Source organism: Leptolyngbya sp. GB1-A1 (genome assembly GCF_039962475.1).
Classification (GTDB): domain Bacteria; phylum Cyanobacteriota; class Cyanobacteriia; order Elainellales; family Elainellaceae; genus Leptolyngbya_A.
Genome location: NZ_JAMPLI010000045.1, coordinates 1 through 16,061, shown reverse-complemented (window position 1 = coordinate 16,061; position 16,061 = coordinate 1). Strand labels below are relative to the sequence as shown.

Genomic DNA, 16,061 nt, shown 5'->3' with positions numbered 1-16,061 from the left:
GGCACAGGAATTCGTTGTGTAAACGAGGAGAGATCTTAAGCATGGCAGCTTCTTTCTTGCCTTCTATTCTGGTTCCGATCGTCGGTTGGGTGTTTCCGGCTGTGGCGATGGCATTTCTATTTATCTACATCGAGCGCGAAGATCCAAGCGGGATTTAATTTCCAATTGTGTTCTCAATTCCATTCATTCCATAGATAAAGCAGTTTCTGGAGACAAATCAACATGACAAGCGTTCCTTCAAAAGCCAATATGGAGGTCGTTAAGCCTGCGGATGATCCTCAGATTGGCAACCTGGCAACGCCGATCAATTCATCTGCGTTCACGAAGGCTTTGATTAACAATCTGCCTGCTTACCGGGCAGGTTTGTCGCCTCAGCGTCGTGGACTGGAAATCGGCATGGCACACGGCTACCTGCTGTTTGGACCGTTTGCGTTCACCAGCCAATTTCGTAATACTGGCGTTTCCGATATCGTCGGTTTGATCGAAGCCGTGGTTCTGGTTGTCATTCTGACCGTTTGCCTTTCCCTCTATGCAGGCGTAAATCCGCTAAAGCCAATTAGCACCGTTACCACACCAAAAACGCCCAGCAATCTGCAAGATTCAGAAGGCTGGAGCGAGTTTGCAGGAAGCTTCCTAGTGGGCGGGATCGGCGGCGCGGCGTTTGCCTACATTGTGTATGAGATCTTCAAGTCGGGCGTTCTGGAAACCTTCGGCAATCTGGTGCAATAAAGCTGTGCTTTAGATTGAGAAGGATTTTTACAGCAAGGGGTTTCTGCCCCTTGTTTTTGTTTTATGCCACGACAAAAATCCCTACCATTCCTCGCGCAGAATTGACATTAGCACGACGTCCTCAAACACGCCCCACTTGCGAACGCGCTGCCGCAAAACACCTTCCTGCACAAATCCCTTATTTCGCAGCATTCGCCCACAAGCTGAATTTCGTGCCATGTGATAGGCATAGAGCCGATTCAACCCCAGATCGAGAAAGCCATACTGCAAAATTGGCGGCAGCACTTCGCTCATATAGCCCTGATTCCAGGCACTTGCGACCAGCCAAAAACTCAGCTCCGCCTGAAGATGCTCTTGATCGATCTCACGAATCTCGATCGCCCCGATGAACTGCTGCTGTGCCGCCTGCTCAATTGCAAACACGACGGCTTCCCCAGCCTCAAACGCCGATTGCTGCCGACTGATATAGGCTGAGGCGGCTCCTGGTGGATAGGGATGCGGAATCGAAATCATCGTGTCACCAATGGCCCGATCGCTCAACGCTTGCTGAATTACGGCGGCATCGTTTTCTAAAAGCGGACGCAGAATCAGTCGATCGGTGGTCAGCACGGGCTGAGGTTGAAGAGAGACAGAGAGATGTTCGCCCATTATCGATCGCCACCTGCTGATTTTGCGATTTCTTGAAGCTGTAATCCGGGCGGAAATGCCCCTTCTTCTTTGATGCGATTAATCACGTCTTCGGGAAGGGCAATTTTGAGTTTTTCTGCCAGTGCCCGGACAATATCACCACGATCGATCACGCCTGCCACCGCACCTGCCGGAGAGAGTACCGTAATTCGGCGCAGGGTTTCAGTTTCCAGGCGATCGATTACTTGGATTAAAGAAGTATTTTCAGCAACAGCAGGAATCTCACTGAGCGGATCAACCAATTCCTGCACAGCTGCGCTGTCCCATGAACTGCGCTCGATCGTCTGCATTCGCTCTGGAGCTACCAGCCCGCGATAGCGTCCATCAGCGGCAGCGTAGTAAACAGTGGGTTTCATTTCGTTCAGCAGGTATTTGTCTGCAAACTCGCGCAGGGTCATCTCGGCTTCAACAACCCGAAATTCGCGTGTCATTGCCTGGGCTGCTGTGAGCTGAGCTAATGCTTCCTGCAAATCCGTCACCCGACTGTAGGTACTCGCGTTCTGCACCCCAAACCAACCAAGTAGTGCCAGCCACAGATAGCTCAGTTGCATGGTTGAGAAGAAGGAAAAGATGCCCACAATCACTGCTGTCCAGGCAAGGGTCTGCCCTGCACGAGCTGCCCAGCGAACGCCCTGTGCCCGGCTTCCGGTTGCCTTCCAGACGGCTGCTTTTAACACCTGTCCGCCATCCAGGGGCAAGCCTGGAATCATGTTAAACAGGGCTAATACAAAGTTGATTCCTGCCAAGTTGCCGATCACGGCTTCGGCAGGTTCGGGCAGGGGCAGTGCCAGGCGTAGCAGCGACAGCACAAGAAAAATGCTGAAACTCACGGCTGGACCCGCGATCGCCACCTGAAATGCCTGCCCTGGCGTTTTCGATTCCTGCTCGATCGAGGCAATGCCGCCAAACAGAAACAGCCGGATTGAGGTGACGTTGATGCCCTGCGATCGGGCAATTAAGCTATGCCCCAGCTCGTGCAGCAGCACAGAGCCAAACAGCAGCAACGCCATCGCAAATCCGGCAAACCAGGGCAGCAATCCTCCCCAACCTTCGCGCTGCCAAATCGTGCCGTACTGAAAAGAAATCAAAGCCAGAATCCAAAACCACGATTGATCAAGCAGCAAAGGAATGCCAAAAATCCGACCAACCTGCCAACCTGACCTCATGGCTGCCATCCTGCATTATGTCTACGATTCAATTTTACAAATATTTATCGTTAGACGGGGCGCAGCAACAGGCAAAACCCTGGCGTGAAAACCGTGCTCCAAACTCTGTTATAAAACGCCAGCGTTCGACTATAAAACACCAGCGTTCGACAAACCCAGGATCATCCCTGCCCCCAAAATATGACCAAAACTCGCGGTGGCAAGCAGCTCGGGCAACCCAAACCCAGTAAACATGGCAGGCATTTCACCGGGCAGCTTGGGTCCAACGCCGCGATATTGAATCGCGTAATAGCCGATCGCAATTGCAAACAAATTGCAGCCAATCATCACGATCGCCACGCTCGGCGACCACTGCACAGCGCGAGGTGCAACCTCGGCAAGAAGCATCTGATAAACCACAGTCTTTTCTCCTAGCTTTGGATAAGCGTTTGTCGAATCAGCGTTGAAACAATGTTGAATCAAGACAGACTATAAAGAGTGTCTGACAACGAACTAGCTTTTGTTTGAAGAGTTAACAATTTGATAATTTGCTTTTACAATTCTCTGTCTAAATTTCGCCGCAAAGGATCCTTTCGGGTGAAGTCAGAAGTTTTGCGATCGATATGATGGTTTGTATCGTGTTTTACTGACGTGCTTCATAACGATTTGCTTCAGCACGAACCCCCATCGATGCTAGAGAGTTTCAACAATGGTAAATACTTCAACGAATGCTTCAACAGGTAGATGGACAACCCCTTCCATTTCGCCTCAGCAGATTATTCAACAAATTCTTTATTCTGGTCGAATTACCACCACTGAGCGCCAGTGGCTTCTGCAAGCCGGAATTTCTGAACTGCGATTTTCTGAGACGGAACTGGCGCAGCTTCGGCTGATTCACGATCGGCTGCGGATGGGATTGATTAAAGTGATTGACATCTAAATCAGCAGCAGATCTACCACCAGTAGCAAAAAAGATTGAGCTGTGATCGGTCATCAGGCATTTGTAAGTCATTCAGCATAGATGACCAACGATCAGTGGCTAAAGGATAATCTGCCACAGCAGCACGGTCAAACCGCCGCTCGCGAAATGCTGCAACAACAAATTGGCAATCGGCTGGCGGGCAATTTTTTGCGTCAGCACAACGCTCAGCAGCGCAGCAGCGAATAGCGTTACGCCCTGAAGAAAGGCAATCACTGCCGAATCTGCCACCACTATGGGCAAAGGCACGGTGATTCGATCGCCTAAACCAAACGTGGCAACCGTAACGGGCAGAATTCGTCCGGCTTCGGTCAAGCCTAGGCGGAGATAGTGCGCCAAACTGCTGCCCAGTACGAGCGGCAAATAGCCATACGCCAATTCCAGAAAAGGTCGAGGTTTGAGCGATCGATCCCCCCAGCGCATGAAGCGATCGGCACACAAAACCACGATCGCTGGAAATAGCAGTGCTGCGACAGAAACAATGGTGTGAATGCCGAAGTTGCTGAGATTGAGGGGAAGATGAAAGCGATCGGCGATTTCAGGTAAACGATGCAAAAATACTGCACCAAACAAAAGCAGCAGCAGCGCAACTTCTGAGTAGCTCGGCTGATGGGTTGTCCATAGTTCGATGCCCGGCGGACGTAGATTTAGCTCGACCGATCGGTGGGGGCAGGCTTTGAGACAGGTCATACACAGCACGCAGTCTCTGTTGTCTTCAAGCTGCGCCGGATGCGAATAAACTGGACAGCCCCCTGTTTCCAGCCCTTCTCCCTCCGCAGGACCGCCTTTATAGCAGTGATACGTGTTACAGGTCGCTGCACAAATTCCTTGCTGCGCCCGCAGCTCAATTATTGCCAGTTTGCCAAATAGACCGTTCATGCCGCCGATCGGACAAAGGTAGCGACACCAGAAACGACGCTCAAACAGCAGCGAAAAAATCACCGCTCCGGCAGTAATGAGCAGCAGCAGACAGCTTGAGAGATAGGCAGTATTTTCTAAGTTCCACAGTTCCTCCCACAGCAGAATCAGGGCAAACAGCCCAAATAAAAACCAGCCGCCCCATCGCTCCGCAGGCTGTCTTGCCCAAGGCAGCAGTTTACGCGGAAACAGCTTCAGAGAAACCTTTTGCGCCAGTTCACCGTAAATCATAAACGGACAAACCGCACACCAAACCCGTCCCACAAATGGAAACAGAATCAGCATCAGGGGCCACCACCACGCCCAAAACAGATTCAGCACAAAATTTTGGTCGCGGCTTTGCGGACCCAGCCAGCCGATCGCCACAGCTGCCGCAAATGCCCAGAGTGTGAATCCGTAGTTAATGCGATCGGGCCACCACTCGCTTCTCAAAAACTGCCGCAGGCGCGGATAGGTGTTGAGCAAATTTAGCCGAAACCGTTTGCTCTTGCTGCTCACTGCCCAGAATACTTCTTCGGTTAAAACGAGCGCACCGTTCGACTGCACGATCGCCCTGGTCACTAAATTTTCTAGTTCAGTCAGGTTTCCGGGAAAGTCATATCCTTGCAGACGACGCAGAGCTTCGGGCGCGACCTCAGGTTGAGACAGTCCCCGTGCTCGACAGGAGAGGCTGATGTAGTATTTCACCTGCGCTTCGATATCGGCTTTACGAACCCGCAGTGGGGGCACTTTGATCGAATGCTTGATGCATCTTTGGCGATCGCTCCGCGCTGCGGCACTCCGCGTAGCGGCAAGCCGATCGAGTTCAGGCATTGCTTTCTCAGAGGTCATGATGATTCGCGCCTCTGATTTTTGCAGCGCAGGTTCCGGTTCCCCCTCACGAGGCATTGGCGTATATTCCCCGGAGGCAAGCAGGCGAATTAGCTTGGGCTTTAAGTGCGCGGGAAAATCCTGAATATTGTTCAGCATCAAAGTTCCCCGCCCCAGCCATGCCAGCAGTCCGGGTTTACCGCCTGCTCGCCCAAATAGATCTGTGCCGCTGACCTGAAGCGCATCGCAGTTTATTTTGATCAGCGGTTGCTTGCGATCGGCAGAGCCAAAGTGAATCAGCGCAGCAATATTATCTTTGCCCAGTCCGGGTTCGCCAAAAATCAGCGCGGGAGCACGATCAATCGTTGCCTTCTTAATATCCTGCCGCAGCCGCATAGCATACCGACTAGAGCCAATAATGCCCCGCCTCACTCTAGGAACAAGATAGGGACGCAGGGCAGTCTGTCGCTCTTGCTCAAACGCAAGCTGGGAAGTGACCTGAGCCAGTTCGGCGGCAAGCTGGCGCGTAAAAGTTAACTGAATCTCTGGATAGTCCTGCACGAGCTGCAAAAAATCCGATCGCGGGATTTGCCAAAGCTCACAGTCGTCGAGCGTGACAATGGTTTGCGTTACAGGCTGGTCGAGCAATAGCTCTTTCAGATGCAGAATCGACCCCGGCAGCAAACTGCTTGCCCGCGCCACACTATTAGAACTGGTGTGATAAGCCTCCAAATGTCCCGACTTAAGCAGATACAGCGCGGCGGGTGGCGTGTCCTCCAGCACCAGTCTCCGATTTGCCTGCACAAATTCCACCCGAAGCTGTGAGGCGATCGTGGTCAGGACTGCATCTGACAAAGCAGTCAGCGGAGTCTCCTGCCGCAACCACTGCACCCGCTGCGAAACCGTTTCGGGTGTGGGGGAGTCAGCCGCAGTTTTTAGTTCCGGGCGATCAAATTCCATATCCCTTGTCTCCCAACGATCGCTGATTAAAACCCTCTTCCCAGAATAATCAGTAAATTAAAAAATCCTGAATCTATCGCAGTTCCTCTTTCCCCGTCACCCTATTCTCGCAGGTTCAGCCAACGATGCAAAGCAGTTTCTCCTAATGTTAAACAGAATTAATTTCTGCCTCGGATCTGTTTATTCATCTTATTCATCTGCTGGTTGATTTATTTATTCATCTAAACTATTTTTGCATCTGTCAATGCCTTTATTTCGCATCACATTTCCCGTCCTAACCCAGTTGCGCTTAATGTGCGCTTTTCTATTATTATTTAATAGGGTGTAACAACCCAAATTTCAAGAGTAAATTACCAAAACCACTCGAAAAGAAACATTTTTCAAAATTGAACCCAGCTTGAACTGAAACAAGAAATCATAGGTTTGATTGCCCGCTATTCATCTAATTAAAAGCGGATTGAAAGCAATTCTTTGTGTTTAACAGTCAAGCTATCAATCAAGACGATAACCCTTTATTGCTGCACAGACATGAAGTTGGTCGCAGCAAGTTCGCGCCAGAGCATCTTGCATTTAACGCTAACGGACAGGGATTAGCTCAGTGCATTTCACTACTCTTTCGCGACTCTACAAGCTAAGAACAGATGGAAAATCTCGCCCAAAAGAATTTTGCCCAAAGTAACCTATCAACCGATTGGTGACCCACAGCACTCGCCCGATCGAAGCAAGCCTTGCTCGGTCACGATCGATCGCCCACACCAGAATTACTCCTGAAGTCAGGGAAGATACGGACAGAAGTTTCGTTAGAATTACGGGCTTCACCAGGAATTCACGCAAGTAAGAATCCCGATTAATCTTCAGTAAATCCGCCTAAAGCACACCTTGCATCGAGTAGGTTAGATGACAGGCTGTATTGAGACCAGCTTTGCTTCAGCAAATGCAGGAATTCCGTCAATTTCAAGTCAGCACTGGGAGAGTTTTTAATAAATCTTTCTCCAGTTTGGCGGTGTTAATTAAACCTGCATAGGGACCACGTCCTCTGGTGCAATGTCTACCACCAATGTTGTTTTGGCGTTAAGTATTGACTCCTATGGCTACGCAACCAATTAAACTTACAGATGCCGCTTTTAATCAGGCAGGTTTTGCACCATTTCGATCGGCAACTCCCGTTAGTTCTAGTCAGGGAATTTCTGTCACGTTTGACCTCTATGCTTATGGCGGCACAGGCGGCGATGGAATTGGCTTTTTCCTGGTAGATGGCAGTCAGACCACGATTATTCCGGGCGGAAATGGTGGCTCTCTGGGCTACGCACCCCGCGAAGATGCGGGAATTCCTGGATTGGTGGGGGGCTACCTGGGAATTGGGTTTGACTCGTTTGGCAACTTCTCCAACCCAACCGAAGGACGAGTCGAAGGTCCGGGCGCAATCCCTGATTCGATCGCCGTTCGGGGCAGCCAGGGAAATAATTACAGATATCTCACCGGACAACAACTGGTTGAAAGCCTCGATACTCCCTCGCCCAATCGAGAAGAAGCTCGCCGTAAGGCACAGGTTGAGCTAACCGCCGAGGGAATTCTCACGGTCAGAATTGACCTTAACCGAGATGACGATTTTAATGATGCCGGAGAAATTCCCATCAATAGCTTCAATGTTGCTGCTGTCAATGGGCGCGTTCCAGACCAGATTCGCTTTGGCTTCGCGGCTTCCACTGGCGCATTTTACAACATCCACGAGGTTGGCAACTTCCAGGTGACAACCCTGGCAGGTGTACCGATCGGGGGTGCTTTCTCTAATGACCTAACGTTCGTAGGCAGTAGCGGCGATGATGTTACTACAGGGGGCGGCGGAAACGATTCGCTGACAGGTGGCGACGGAAACGATTCGCTGACAGGCGGCGGCGGAAACGACACGATTACAGGCGGCACGGGAACTGACACAATCACGGGCGGCGACGGAGACGATACACTGACAGGCGGCACGGGAACTGACACAATCACGGGCGGCGTAGGCGGCGATCGGTTTCTGTTTACCGGAGCAACCAAGGCAGAAGCCCTCCGCTCCTCGGTGCTGCGTTCACGCGATGTTATTACTGACTTTAACCAGGCTCAAGGCGATCGGTTTGAGCTGGACTTTGACAATAATCGGCAAACGGCATCGCTGCCTAAGGGTGTGTTCAATGCTGGACGATTCAAGGGCAACCTGCAACGAGCAATCCAATCTGCTTATGCGGACAAAGATCAGCGAAAGCGCGGCAATCAGGGACTCAAGGCAGATGAGGCAGTATTCTTCCGGGTGGGCAGCCGCACGTATCTATCTGTGAATGATGGCAAAGCTCCTTTCTCAGCCCAAAATGATCTGGTCGCCGAAGTCACTGGAATTAGCTTTAGAACAGGAGACAATCGCTTGGGCAAACTGGCAGCCACGAACTATTTCATTTAATAGGTTTTTTGAAACGAACAGGGTTTTTGAAACGCATCAAAAGTGCCGTGCCCCCTCAATTCCTCCCCCATAGGGAACCTTGAGACTCTAAGGAAAGCGAAGTTTCTGCCGAAGTTGAGGAGTCAGGGGGCAGACAACTCTTCTGGTTCTTCAAATTCCCCGATTGGGTGGTCTCATTCAAGCAGCAAACTGCGAAAGCATGTTGCCTCAATGGCAGTCTCAGGGCTGCCTTTTTTAATTCTGTTTTTTGATTCGTTTTTGATTCGCGCTTTAGCCCCATTCCCGTTCAAGCAGAAATGCTTTGCATCAGTTCGCTTACATTTAACTGACGAGGATACAGCAACCAGCTTCGCTGCCAAGGGTGAGTCAGGGTTCGTACTAGGGGCGATCGTTCACTAATTTCTTGCAGTCCGGAGTCGGTGAGTAGATTAATTCCCTTTTGGTAAAGGGTGTAGCCCCGGCTCACCGTTTTGCAGATGCCTGCGTAATAATCGGGCACAAAGCCTAAGTGTTCTAGTTTCGAGTGGGCTTCCTCGAGCAGAGCTTTTTGCGTGGATTCATCAAACTGAGAAATATCCCAGGCTTTCAACAAATCGCGATCGACAAAGCGGCGGCACAAATCAGCCAAAAGCGGATCAGGCAGGTGCTGCCACTGTTGCAGGTGATAAAAAAACACGCCATCATCAGCGGCAAGATATTGCTCAAGCGTAATTTGGTTACAGTCCTGGCTTAACCAGGCAGTCATATTCGGGTCTGCCCACAGTTCATCTTGCGACAAGAGCTGCTTTGCCCGTCGGAAGGCTCCCGATAAAATCCAAGTGGCTGCCAGATTTTTAGAATGGTTATACACCTGAGCATACATAAAATAGCGCACCAGCAAATAATGCTCGATCGCTGCCATGCCCTTTTGAGCCACGACCATCTGCTGCGTCACCGGATCAAATCGCAGAGCCAACAAAATTCGATCGAGATCCAGAATGCCGTAGGACGCTCCGCTAAAATAGCTGTCGCGCATCAGGTAATCAATGCGATCGCAGTCAAGCTGACTCGTGACCAACTGCCACACTAGAGGAACGGGATGCTGTTTGCGGTGAACCTGATGAATCTGCGGCAGTAAATCGGGGTCAAAGCGATCGAGACATTCGCGAATTGGCTCCGACTCTGTAATGATCCGCTTTGTCCAGGACTCGTGATCGCTGCCAAAAATTTCCTCACAGGTATGGCTAAAGGGACCGTGCCCAATGTCATGCAGCAACGCAGCACACAACACCACAGCCCGGTAAGGCTGAAGCTGAGGATAGTCTTTCGACACGCGATCGAACACCCGACGCGCAACTTCAACAACTCCCAGGGAATGGGTAAACCGGGAAGTTTCTGCGCCGTGAAAGGTGAGGCTTGCCGGACCCAACTGGCGAATCCGCCGCAATCGCTGAAAAGCAGGTGTATCAATCAAATGGATCAGCAGCGCCTCAGATGGATCGCGTCCGTTGAGCACGATCGCCCCATGCAGCGGATCATGATAGATCCGTTCGCGATTACGCGGCTCCTGCCAAGACTGCATGATGAGTTAACAGATCAACAGCGGCTTGATACTGGCGATCGGCAGCGGTGGCAATCTGATCGCGATCGATCGGGTCGAGCGGCACAACAATATCGGGGATAATGCCCTGTTTATTAATGTCATGGTGATTTGGCGTTTCGTATTTGGCGATCGTCACTGCTAAGCCTGACCCATCGGACAAGCTAAAGAGCGACTGAATCAATCCTTTGCCAAAGGTGCGTTCTCCCACAAGCTGGGCGCGTCCGTTATCTTGCAATGCGCCTGCCAAAATCTCGCTCGCGCTGGCAGTTCCCTGATTTACCAGCACCACAAGCGGATCATCGGTCAGAGCAGATCCATCGTCGGTAAAGCTGTCCTGAATGCCGTTTCGGTTCACGGTGTAAACCACGGTTCCGCCATCTAGCCAGAGCTTGGCAATATCAATGCCAGACTGAAGCAGTCCGCCCGGATTGCTGCGAAGATCGAGAACATAGGCATTCGCGCCTTGCTGTTCCAGATTGCGAATGGCGTGAGCAAGTTCAGAACTAGCGTTCGCGTTAAACTGGCTCAGCCGAATATAGCCCACCTGGGTCTCCTCAGACTCTGCCTTAAGCGCAGCATAAACCGGATTGAGCGTGATTCGATCGCGCACCAGCAGCACATCTTTTGCCTGCGCCTCTTCCTGTCCGTCCTGAGCAATGGTAAGCGTGACGCGACTGCCGGCCGGACCCCGCATCCGTTCCGCTGCTTCATCCAGGCTCAGCTTCACCGTGGGATAGCCGTTGATTTTAATGATTCGATCGCGAGGCTTAATTCCTGCCTGCGCTGCTGGAGAACCTTCGATCGGGGCAATGACGCGCAGTTCCCCGGTCGAATTTTCCTGGGCGATCTGGAGTCCCACGCCCGTCAGCTCACCGGAGGTATTGGTTTGCAGGCTGCGGTACTGATCTGGCTTTAGCAAGCGGGTAAAGGGGTCGTCCAGCGACCCCAGCATTTTTTGAATAGCAGTATAAGTCTGCTCCCGATTCTGGAGCGGCTGCTGAAGCACTTTCTGCCGCACCTGCCACCAGTTCTGATGGTTAAAAGAATCATCGACATAGGCGCGATCGACCAGTCGCCAAACTTCGCTGACTAATCGCTGTTCTTCGGTAAAGGCATAGGCTGAGGGCATTCCACCCAGCACGGTTGCCAGCATGAAGGCAAATCCGATCGTGAATCCAATAACTAATCCAGCACACGCGATCTGTTTTCTCATGGGACAGATTTTAAACTGCGGACAAGGCGATCGACTACGACAGACAAGGGAATGACAAAAACTGAGAGAAGATATGAATTTTTGTAACGCTATCTAGCTTCACGATTTTCTAACGAGTGGGATGAACCAACGTTCCCGAAACCCTCTCTAATCGGGAAAGTCCTATGTTTTACATAGAACAATTATCGTATCAGAATTGCCTCGAAACCCGGATCTGTCAATGTTTTCGCCATGCAATATGCCTTCTAGCTATGTTACATTTATTGACGGTGGATAATATTCTTCGGAACTCTGGTTTCATGTTTACAAAGCAGGTAACTGACTCTAAAGTCTATCAGTGGTTTCAGGAGCGTCTGGAGATTCAAGCCCTTGCGGACGATATCAGCAGCAAGTATGTCCCGCCCCACGTCAATATCTTCTATTGCCTGGGTGGCATTACGCTGACCTGCTTCCTGATCCAATTTGCGACTGGTTTCGCAATGACCTTTTACTACAGGCCAACCGTTGCAGAAGCATTTACCTCGGTGCAGTATTTGATGACCGATGTGAACTTTGGTTGGCTAATTCGCTCCATTCACCGCTGGTCTGCCAGCATGATGGTGCTGATGATGATCCTGCACGTCTTCCGCGTTTATCTGACGGGCGGCTTTAAGAAACCCCGTGAGCTGACCTGGGTAACAGGCGTAATTCTGGCAGTGATCACCGTGTCTTTTGGCGTGACGGGCTATTCGCTTCCCTGGGACCAGGTAGGCTATTGGGCAGTTAAGATCGTGTCGGGTATTCCTGAAGCGATTCCGGTTGTCGGTACGACCATGGTGGAGCTGCTGCGCGGTAGCTCGAGCGTGGGTCAAGCCACCCTGACTCGTTTTTATAGCCTGCATACTTTTGTGCTGCCCTGGGCGATCGCAGTGTTTATGCTGCTGCACTTCCTGATGATTCGTAAGCAGGGAATTTCCGGTCCTTTATAAATTCTGAATTTAGGTCTAATTCGGTCTGATTCAGCTCCTGACAGGTATCGACTTGGGCTAAAGCCTAGCGAAAATCCTGTTATTCTTTGACCAAAACGTTTCTGAAAGATCCTCAAGGAGAGCATTCAGCATGGCAACTCTGAAAAAGCCGGATCTTGCCGATCCCGTACTTCGTGAGAAACTGAAGAAGGGCATGGGTCACAACTATTATGGTGAACCCGCTTGGCCCAACGACTTGCTTTACGTCTTTCCCGTTGTAATTCTGGGTACGCTTGCCTGCTGCACCGCACTAGCAGTGCTTGACCCGGCAATGGTAGGCGAACCGGCAAACCCCTTCGCTACGCCGCTCGAAATTCTGCCGGAGTGGTATCTGTACCCCGCATTCCAAATTCTGCGAATTCTGCCGAACAAGCTGCTTGGAATTGCGCTGCAAACAGCAATTCCGCTCGGCCTGATGCTGGTTCCGTTTATCGAGAGCGTTAACAAGTTTCAAAACCCCTTCCGTCGCCCCGTAGCAACCACCGTATTCCTCTTCGGTACGCTGGTCACACTGTGGCTTGGGATTGGCGCAACCTTCCCGATCGACAAATCCCTGACGCTGGGTTTGTTCTAGGTTTTTCCTTACAAACTAAATCATTCAAACGCCTGTGTTCTGGTCTGAGCGGTTTTACCCCGTTTTAACAAGAGCGCAGGTGTTTTGTATTAATTCGGAAAATGGATTAGGCAAATATCAAACTGCCACAAGGCGTGAGTTTCACAGGTAATCTGTCGATACTAAAGGCGAACAAAAAGCCTAAGTCGATCGCTTCTATGCGCCTCTCCCTCAAGCCACAAGCTTCTGACACCCGAAATCGGACTGCTGCACCGTATCTATTTGTCTTTCTGGAAGTGTTCTCACAGGAGGGGGGCATTCAGTCTTACGTTCAGGACATTTTGCAGAGCTATTCTGCCCAGACAGATTTGCCGCCTGCTCAAGTGCTGCTGCTGCGCGATCGTCCTACAGACTTACCCTTATCTCTGCCTCAGCTCTCGTTTCAGAGCTTTTACGACGAGTCTTCTCCGCGCGGACGGCTACGCTTCACGTTCGCCCTGCTCAAATCCTTGATTCAGCACAAACCCCAGCGGGTATTTTGCGGACATATCAAGCTTGCGCCGCTGGTAAAGCTGCTCTGTCAACCGCTAGGCATTCCCTACACAGTGCTGACTTACGGCAAAGAAGTTTGGAAACCCCTTGCTTCCAGGGAAAGAACTGCCCTTCAGCAAGCCGATCGGCTCTGGACGATTAGCCGCTATAGCCGCGATCGAGCCTGTGCTGCAAATGGCATTGATCCAGCGAAAGTGCAAATTTTGCCCTGTGCTGTGGATGACGAGCGATTTACACCCGGTGAGGCTGCCTCCACGCTGATCGAACGCTACCAGCTTGCAAACTCCACGGTCATCATGACGGTGGCGCGGCTTTGGTCGGGGGATATTTACAAAGGGGTGGATGTAACGCTGCGGGCACTGCCCACGATCGTACAAGCGATTCCCAACGTGAAATATCTGGTGATTGGGCGGGGGGACGATCAGCCGCGACTGGCACAGTTGGCGATCGATTTGGGGGTAAGCGATCGGGTGATTTTTGCCGGGTTTGTGCCGACAGCGGATCTAGTAGAGCATTACCGTTTAGCCGATGCCTATGTGATGCCTTCTCAGGAAGGGTTTGGCATTGTGTATCTGGAAGCGATGGCTTGTGGTGTGCCTGTAGTTTCAGGGGATGCGGATGGATCGGCTGACCCGTTGCAGGATGGAAAGCTGGGCTGGCGAGTGCCTCACCGAGATTCCAATGCAGTTGCAGATGCCTGTATTGCGCTGCTCCAGGGGAGTGGTTCCGCTGGGGAAACGGGTTTACATCGTCGCTGTGATGGAATGTGGCTACGTCAGCAAACTCTGGAGCAGTTCGGTCGCCGTGCCTTCGCTCGCCAGCTTTATGCGCTCGTACAGGAAGGTTAGATTCCCCCATCGCAATTCTGCGATCGCAACCAGGATGTTTTATTTTGGAAGAAGTTACCCCGGCTGAAAGATGCTGCCGCTTACTGAAACTGGCAAACTGGGGTGGGTTAAGCTGGGCAAGGGCAGGAGGTTAAGGTGAATCAAAACGGCATGAAAAGCCTGCAATTTAATTTTTCAGGATTTAGCTTCTGGCTAACCCTCCTGGCACTGATCTGGCTACTGGGTTCGATCGGGCTGGGATGGGTGGTCAAGTCTGTTATTGTTTTGGCTGGTTTAGTTGTCGTTACGCCCTTACTGGCGTTCATCGGATTTCGCTGGTGGATCAAGCGAAACCTTGTCGTCGATTGCTGTCCGGTATGTGATTACGAATCTGCCGCAATTAACGGCACTCAGCTCCGTTGTCCAAGCTGTAGCGAACCGCTTCAGGTTGAAAAACGGCATTTTCATCGGCTTACCCTGCCTGGAACGGTGGATGTGACGGCGATCGAAGTGCCTGTAAAGCAAATCGAAGACAATTAGCTCGAACTTTCTACCGATGGAACAAACACCTTTAACGCCTGTGGCACGACGCGAAAATGAGCGGGAGCCTGGGTTGTGATTTCCCCATCGGTATTAATCGGTAAACGTCGGCGGGTCTGCACTTTCACCTCGCGGCAGGAGAAACCATCGACAAACGACCAGCTTGTTTGATCGCCCGATCGCATAGCTGGCAAAATCGCAAAAAGCTGCCACCAATGTTTCAGGTTCAGACTGTAGACATCAAGCTGCTGATCGTCGATTGTTGCAGTGCTGGCAACGGTCATTCCGCCACCATAGTATCGTCCGTTGCCAACGGCAATCTGAATGGTTTTAACTCGTCGATGTTCTCCGGTATCCAGCACCAGTTCAGCCCAGAAGGGACGCGAATGCCTTAGAGCTTGGATTGCGGCGATCGGATAAGCGAAAACGCCCCATTTTTGCTTGGTGTCTTTGTTGAGTTTGCGCGTAATCTGCACACTCAAGCCAATGCTGGCAACGTTGAAGAAATATTTGCCGTTGACCCAACCCACATCGATCTGCTCGATCTTTCGTTCAGTAATTATCTGGCAGGCTTCGGCGAGCGTGGTGGGAATGTTGAGAGTCCGGGCCAGATCGTTTGCAGTTCCAAGCGGCAGAATTCCGAGGGGGAGCTGCGTCTCGACTAGACCGGGGATTGCAGCATTAAGCGTCCCGTCGCCGCCGCCAATAATCACACAGTCCACGCTGTCCTGATGCTGTCGAATCAGGTTGGCAATCATGCCCGGATTTTTGGGCGTCGCCTCAATCCATTCCAGCCCGCTCTCGCGCAGATAATCGATCGCCTCCTCTAGCTTGTCTTTTCCGTGGCGCGATTGACGGTTGACCAGCAGCAGTGCTTTCACAAGCCCACCTCACAAGCGACAGTAGACCATCACTATCGGATAAATGGGGTGAGTCTAGAATCCTTCAACTGAGAGATTAATTTCAGGCTGCGCTTTTTGCGATCGGGATTAGAACACCTTCCTCATACCGATTCAATTTTTATATGCTACAGATGGGAGGAGGAGAATTGAGGGCTAACGAGTATGGTTGGCGTTTGCAAAATCAACATTCAAGAGAGCAAAGACGACTTGAGATTACTTC

16 protein-coding genes are annotated in these 16,061 nt (G+C 51.3%); 8 read left to right on the top strand and 8 right to left on the bottom strand.

The genetic code is table 11. The features are described from left to right. The first annotated feature begins 41 nt into the window (after positions 1 to 41). Together psaI and NDI45_RS25070 are read left to right on the top strand one after the other, a co-directional pair. Positions 42 to 158, top strand: a complete 117-nt coding sequence (psaI, locus tag NDI45_RS25075) for a photosystem I reaction center subunit VIII (protein ID WP_088891588.1) — start codon at positions 42 to 44, stop codon at positions 156 to 158. Between the two features lie 64 nt (positions 159 to 222). Next, positions 223 to 729, top strand: a complete 507-nt coding sequence (locus NDI45_RS25070; RefSeq protein WP_242067582.1) for a photosystem I reaction center subunit XI — start codon at positions 223 to 225, stop codon at positions 727 to 729. 81 nt (positions 730 to 810) lie between these two features. Here NDI45_RS25070 and NDI45_RS25065 read toward each other — a convergent pair whose 3' ends face one another. The 3 genes from NDI45_RS25065 to psaK form a co-directional block, all read right to left on the bottom strand. Continuing rightward, complete coding sequence (locus tag NDI45_RS25065) at positions 811 to 1,377, bottom strand: GNAT family protein (RefSeq protein ID WP_348249299.1); 567 nt, start codon at positions 1,375 to 1,377, stop codon at positions 811 to 813. Continuing rightward, positions 1,377 to 2,582, bottom strand: a complete 1,206-nt coding sequence (locus NDI45_RS25060) for a site-2 protease family protein (protein ID WP_348249298.1) — start codon at positions 2,580 to 2,582, stop codon at positions 1,377 to 1,379. Before NDI45_RS25060 ends, NDI45_RS25065 begins: the two co-directional genes overlap by 1 nt. A 129-nt stretch (positions 2,583 to 2,711) precedes the next feature. Next, positions 2,712 to 2,969: a photosystem I reaction center subunit PsaK gene (psaK, locus tag NDI45_RS25055; protein ID WP_190794475.1), complete on the bottom strand. Its 258-nt coding sequence runs from the start codon at positions 2,967 to 2,969 to the stop codon at positions 2,712 to 2,714. A 301-nt stretch (positions 2,970 to 3,270) separates the two neighbouring features. Between psaK and NDI45_RS25050 the strand changes: the two genes are divergently transcribed. Continuing rightward, complete coding sequence (locus NDI45_RS25050; RefSeq protein ID WP_190794472.1) at positions 3,271 to 3,501, top strand: hypothetical protein; 231 nt, start codon at positions 3,271 to 3,273, stop codon at positions 3,499 to 3,501. A gap of 99 nt (positions 3,502 to 3,600) precedes the next feature. On the opposite strand, the gene NDI45_RS25045 is transcribed toward NDI45_RS25050, so the two are convergent. Beyond that, positions 3,601 to 6,228: a sigma 54-interacting transcriptional regulator gene (locus NDI45_RS25045; RefSeq protein ID WP_348249297.1), complete on the bottom strand. Its 2,628-nt coding sequence runs from the start codon at positions 6,226 to 6,228 to the stop codon at positions 3,601 to 3,603. A 624-nt stretch (positions 6,229 to 6,852) separates the two neighbouring features. Then, positions 6,853 to 7,047 (bottom strand): hypothetical protein, encoded by a 195-nt coding sequence (locus NDI45_RS25040; RefSeq protein ID WP_348249296.1) that lies wholly within the window; start codon positions 7,045 to 7,047, stop codon positions 6,853 to 6,855. Positions 7,048 to 7,315: 268 nt separating this feature from the next. On the opposite strand from NDI45_RS25040, the gene NDI45_RS25035 reads away from it, so the two are divergent. Beyond that, positions 7,316 to 8,665 carry a bluetail domain-containing putative surface protein gene (locus NDI45_RS25035; RefSeq protein WP_348249295.1) on the top strand — a complete coding sequence of 450 codons (1,350 nt, stop codon included), beginning with the start codon at positions 7,316 to 7,318 and terminating at the stop codon, positions 8,663 to 8,665. A 286-nt stretch (positions 8,666 to 8,951) separates the two neighbouring features. Here the strand turns inward: NDI45_RS25035 and NDI45_RS25030 are convergent, their stop codons facing one another. Together NDI45_RS25030 and ctpA are read right to left on the bottom strand one after the other, a co-directional pair. After that, positions 8,952 to 10,226, bottom strand: coding sequence for an HD domain-containing protein (locus NDI45_RS25030; RefSeq protein WP_190791281.1), 1,275 nt, complete (start codon positions 10,224 to 10,226; stop codon positions 8,952 to 8,954). Next, positions 10,201 to 11,400, bottom strand: a complete 1,200-nt coding sequence (gene ctpA, locus NDI45_RS25025) for a carboxyl-terminal processing protease CtpA (RefSeq protein ID WP_348249306.1) — start codon at positions 11,398 to 11,400, stop codon at positions 10,201 to 10,203. The genes NDI45_RS25030 and ctpA overlap by 26 nt, the downstream gene beginning before the upstream one ends. Positions 11,401 to 11,759: 359 nt before the next feature. Here ctpA and petB point away from each other — a divergent pair, with 359 nt between their 5' ends. The 4 genes from petB (at position 11,760) to NDI45_RS25005 (ending at position 14,939) form a co-directional block, all read left to right on the top strand. Then, the gene (petB, locus tag NDI45_RS25020; RefSeq protein WP_190789949.1) at positions 11,760 to 12,428 is read left to right on the top strand and encodes a cytochrome b6; all 669 of its coding nucleotides are present in this window, start codon (positions 11,760 to 11,762) and stop codon (positions 12,426 to 12,428) included. 130 nt (positions 12,429 to 12,558) lie between these two features. Next, positions 12,559 to 13,041, top strand: a complete 483-nt coding sequence (petD, locus tag NDI45_RS25015; RefSeq protein WP_190789948.1) for a cytochrome b6-f complex subunit IV — start codon at positions 12,559 to 12,561, stop codon at positions 13,039 to 13,041. Positions 13,042 to 13,238: 197 nt separating this feature from the next. Continuing rightward, entirely contained in the window at positions 13,239 to 14,420 is a 1,182-nt protein-coding gene (locus NDI45_RS25010; RefSeq protein WP_190789947.1) for a glycosyltransferase family 4 protein, read from the top strand. 150 nt (positions 14,421 to 14,570) lie between these two features. Beyond that, positions 14,571 to 14,939: a hypothetical protein gene (locus tag NDI45_RS25005; RefSeq protein ID WP_190789946.1), complete on the top strand. Its 369-nt coding sequence runs from the start codon at positions 14,571 to 14,573 to the stop codon at positions 14,937 to 14,939. Here NDI45_RS25005 and NDI45_RS25000 read toward each other — a convergent pair. Further along, complete coding sequence (locus NDI45_RS25000; protein WP_190789945.1) at positions 14,936 to 15,820, bottom strand: lipid kinase; 885 nt, start codon at positions 15,818 to 15,820, stop codon at positions 14,936 to 14,938. The genes NDI45_RS25005 and NDI45_RS25000 overlap by 4 nt on opposite strands. Between the last annotated feature and the right edge of the window lie 241 nt (positions 15,821 to 16,061).

Excerpts from the sequence above, each read along its gene's own strand:
- psaI (WP_088891588.1), top strand. The coding sequence starts at position 42 with ATGGCAGCTTCTTTCTTGCCTTCTATTCTGGTTCCGATCGTCGGTTGG.
- NDI45_RS25070 (WP_242067582.1), top strand. The coding sequence starts at position 223 with ATGACAAGCGTTCCTTCAAAAGCCAATATGGAGGTCGTTAAGCCTGCG.
- NDI45_RS25065 (WP_348249299.1), bottom strand. The coding sequence starts at position 1,377 with ATGGGCGAACATCTCTCTGTCTCTCTTCAACCTCAGCCCGTGCTGACC.
- NDI45_RS25060 (WP_348249298.1), bottom strand. The coding sequence starts at position 2,582 with ATGAGGTCAGGTTGGCAGGTTGGTCGGATTTTTGGCATTCCTTTGCTG.
- psaK (WP_190794475.1), bottom strand. The coding sequence starts at position 2,969 with ATGCTTCTTGCCGAGGTTGCACCTCGCGCTGTGCAGTGGTCGCCGAGC.
- NDI45_RS25050 (WP_190794472.1), top strand. The coding sequence starts at position 3,271 with ATGGTAAATACTTCAACGAATGCTTCAACAGGTAGATGGACAACCCCT.
- NDI45_RS25045 (WP_348249297.1), bottom strand. The coding sequence starts at position 6,228 with ATGGAATTTGATCGCCCGGAACTAAAAACTGCGGCTGACTCCCCCACA.
- NDI45_RS25035 (WP_348249295.1), top strand. The coding sequence starts at position 7,316 with ATGGCTACGCAACCAATTAAACTTACAGATGCCGCTTTTAATCAGGCA.
- NDI45_RS25030 (WP_190791281.1), bottom strand. The coding sequence starts at position 10,226 with ATGCAGTCTTGGCAGGAGCCGCGTAATCGCGAACGGATCTATCATGAT.
- ctpA (WP_348249306.1), bottom strand. The coding sequence starts at position 11,400 with ATGCTGGCAACCGTGCTGGGTGGAATGCCCTCAGCCTATGCCTTTACC.
- petB (WP_190789949.1), top strand. The coding sequence starts at position 11,760 with ATGTTTACAAAGCAGGTAACTGACTCTAAAGTCTATCAGTGGTTTCAG.
- petD (WP_190789948.1), top strand. The coding sequence starts at position 12,559 with ATGGCAACTCTGAAAAAGCCGGATCTTGCCGATCCCGTACTTCGTGAG.
- NDI45_RS25010 (WP_190789947.1), top strand. The coding sequence starts at position 13,239 with ATGCGCCTCTCCCTCAAGCCACAAGCTTCTGACACCCGAAATCGGACT.
- NDI45_RS25005 (WP_190789946.1), top strand. The coding sequence starts at position 14,571 with ATGAAAAGCCTGCAATTTAATTTTTCAGGATTTAGCTTCTGGCTAACC.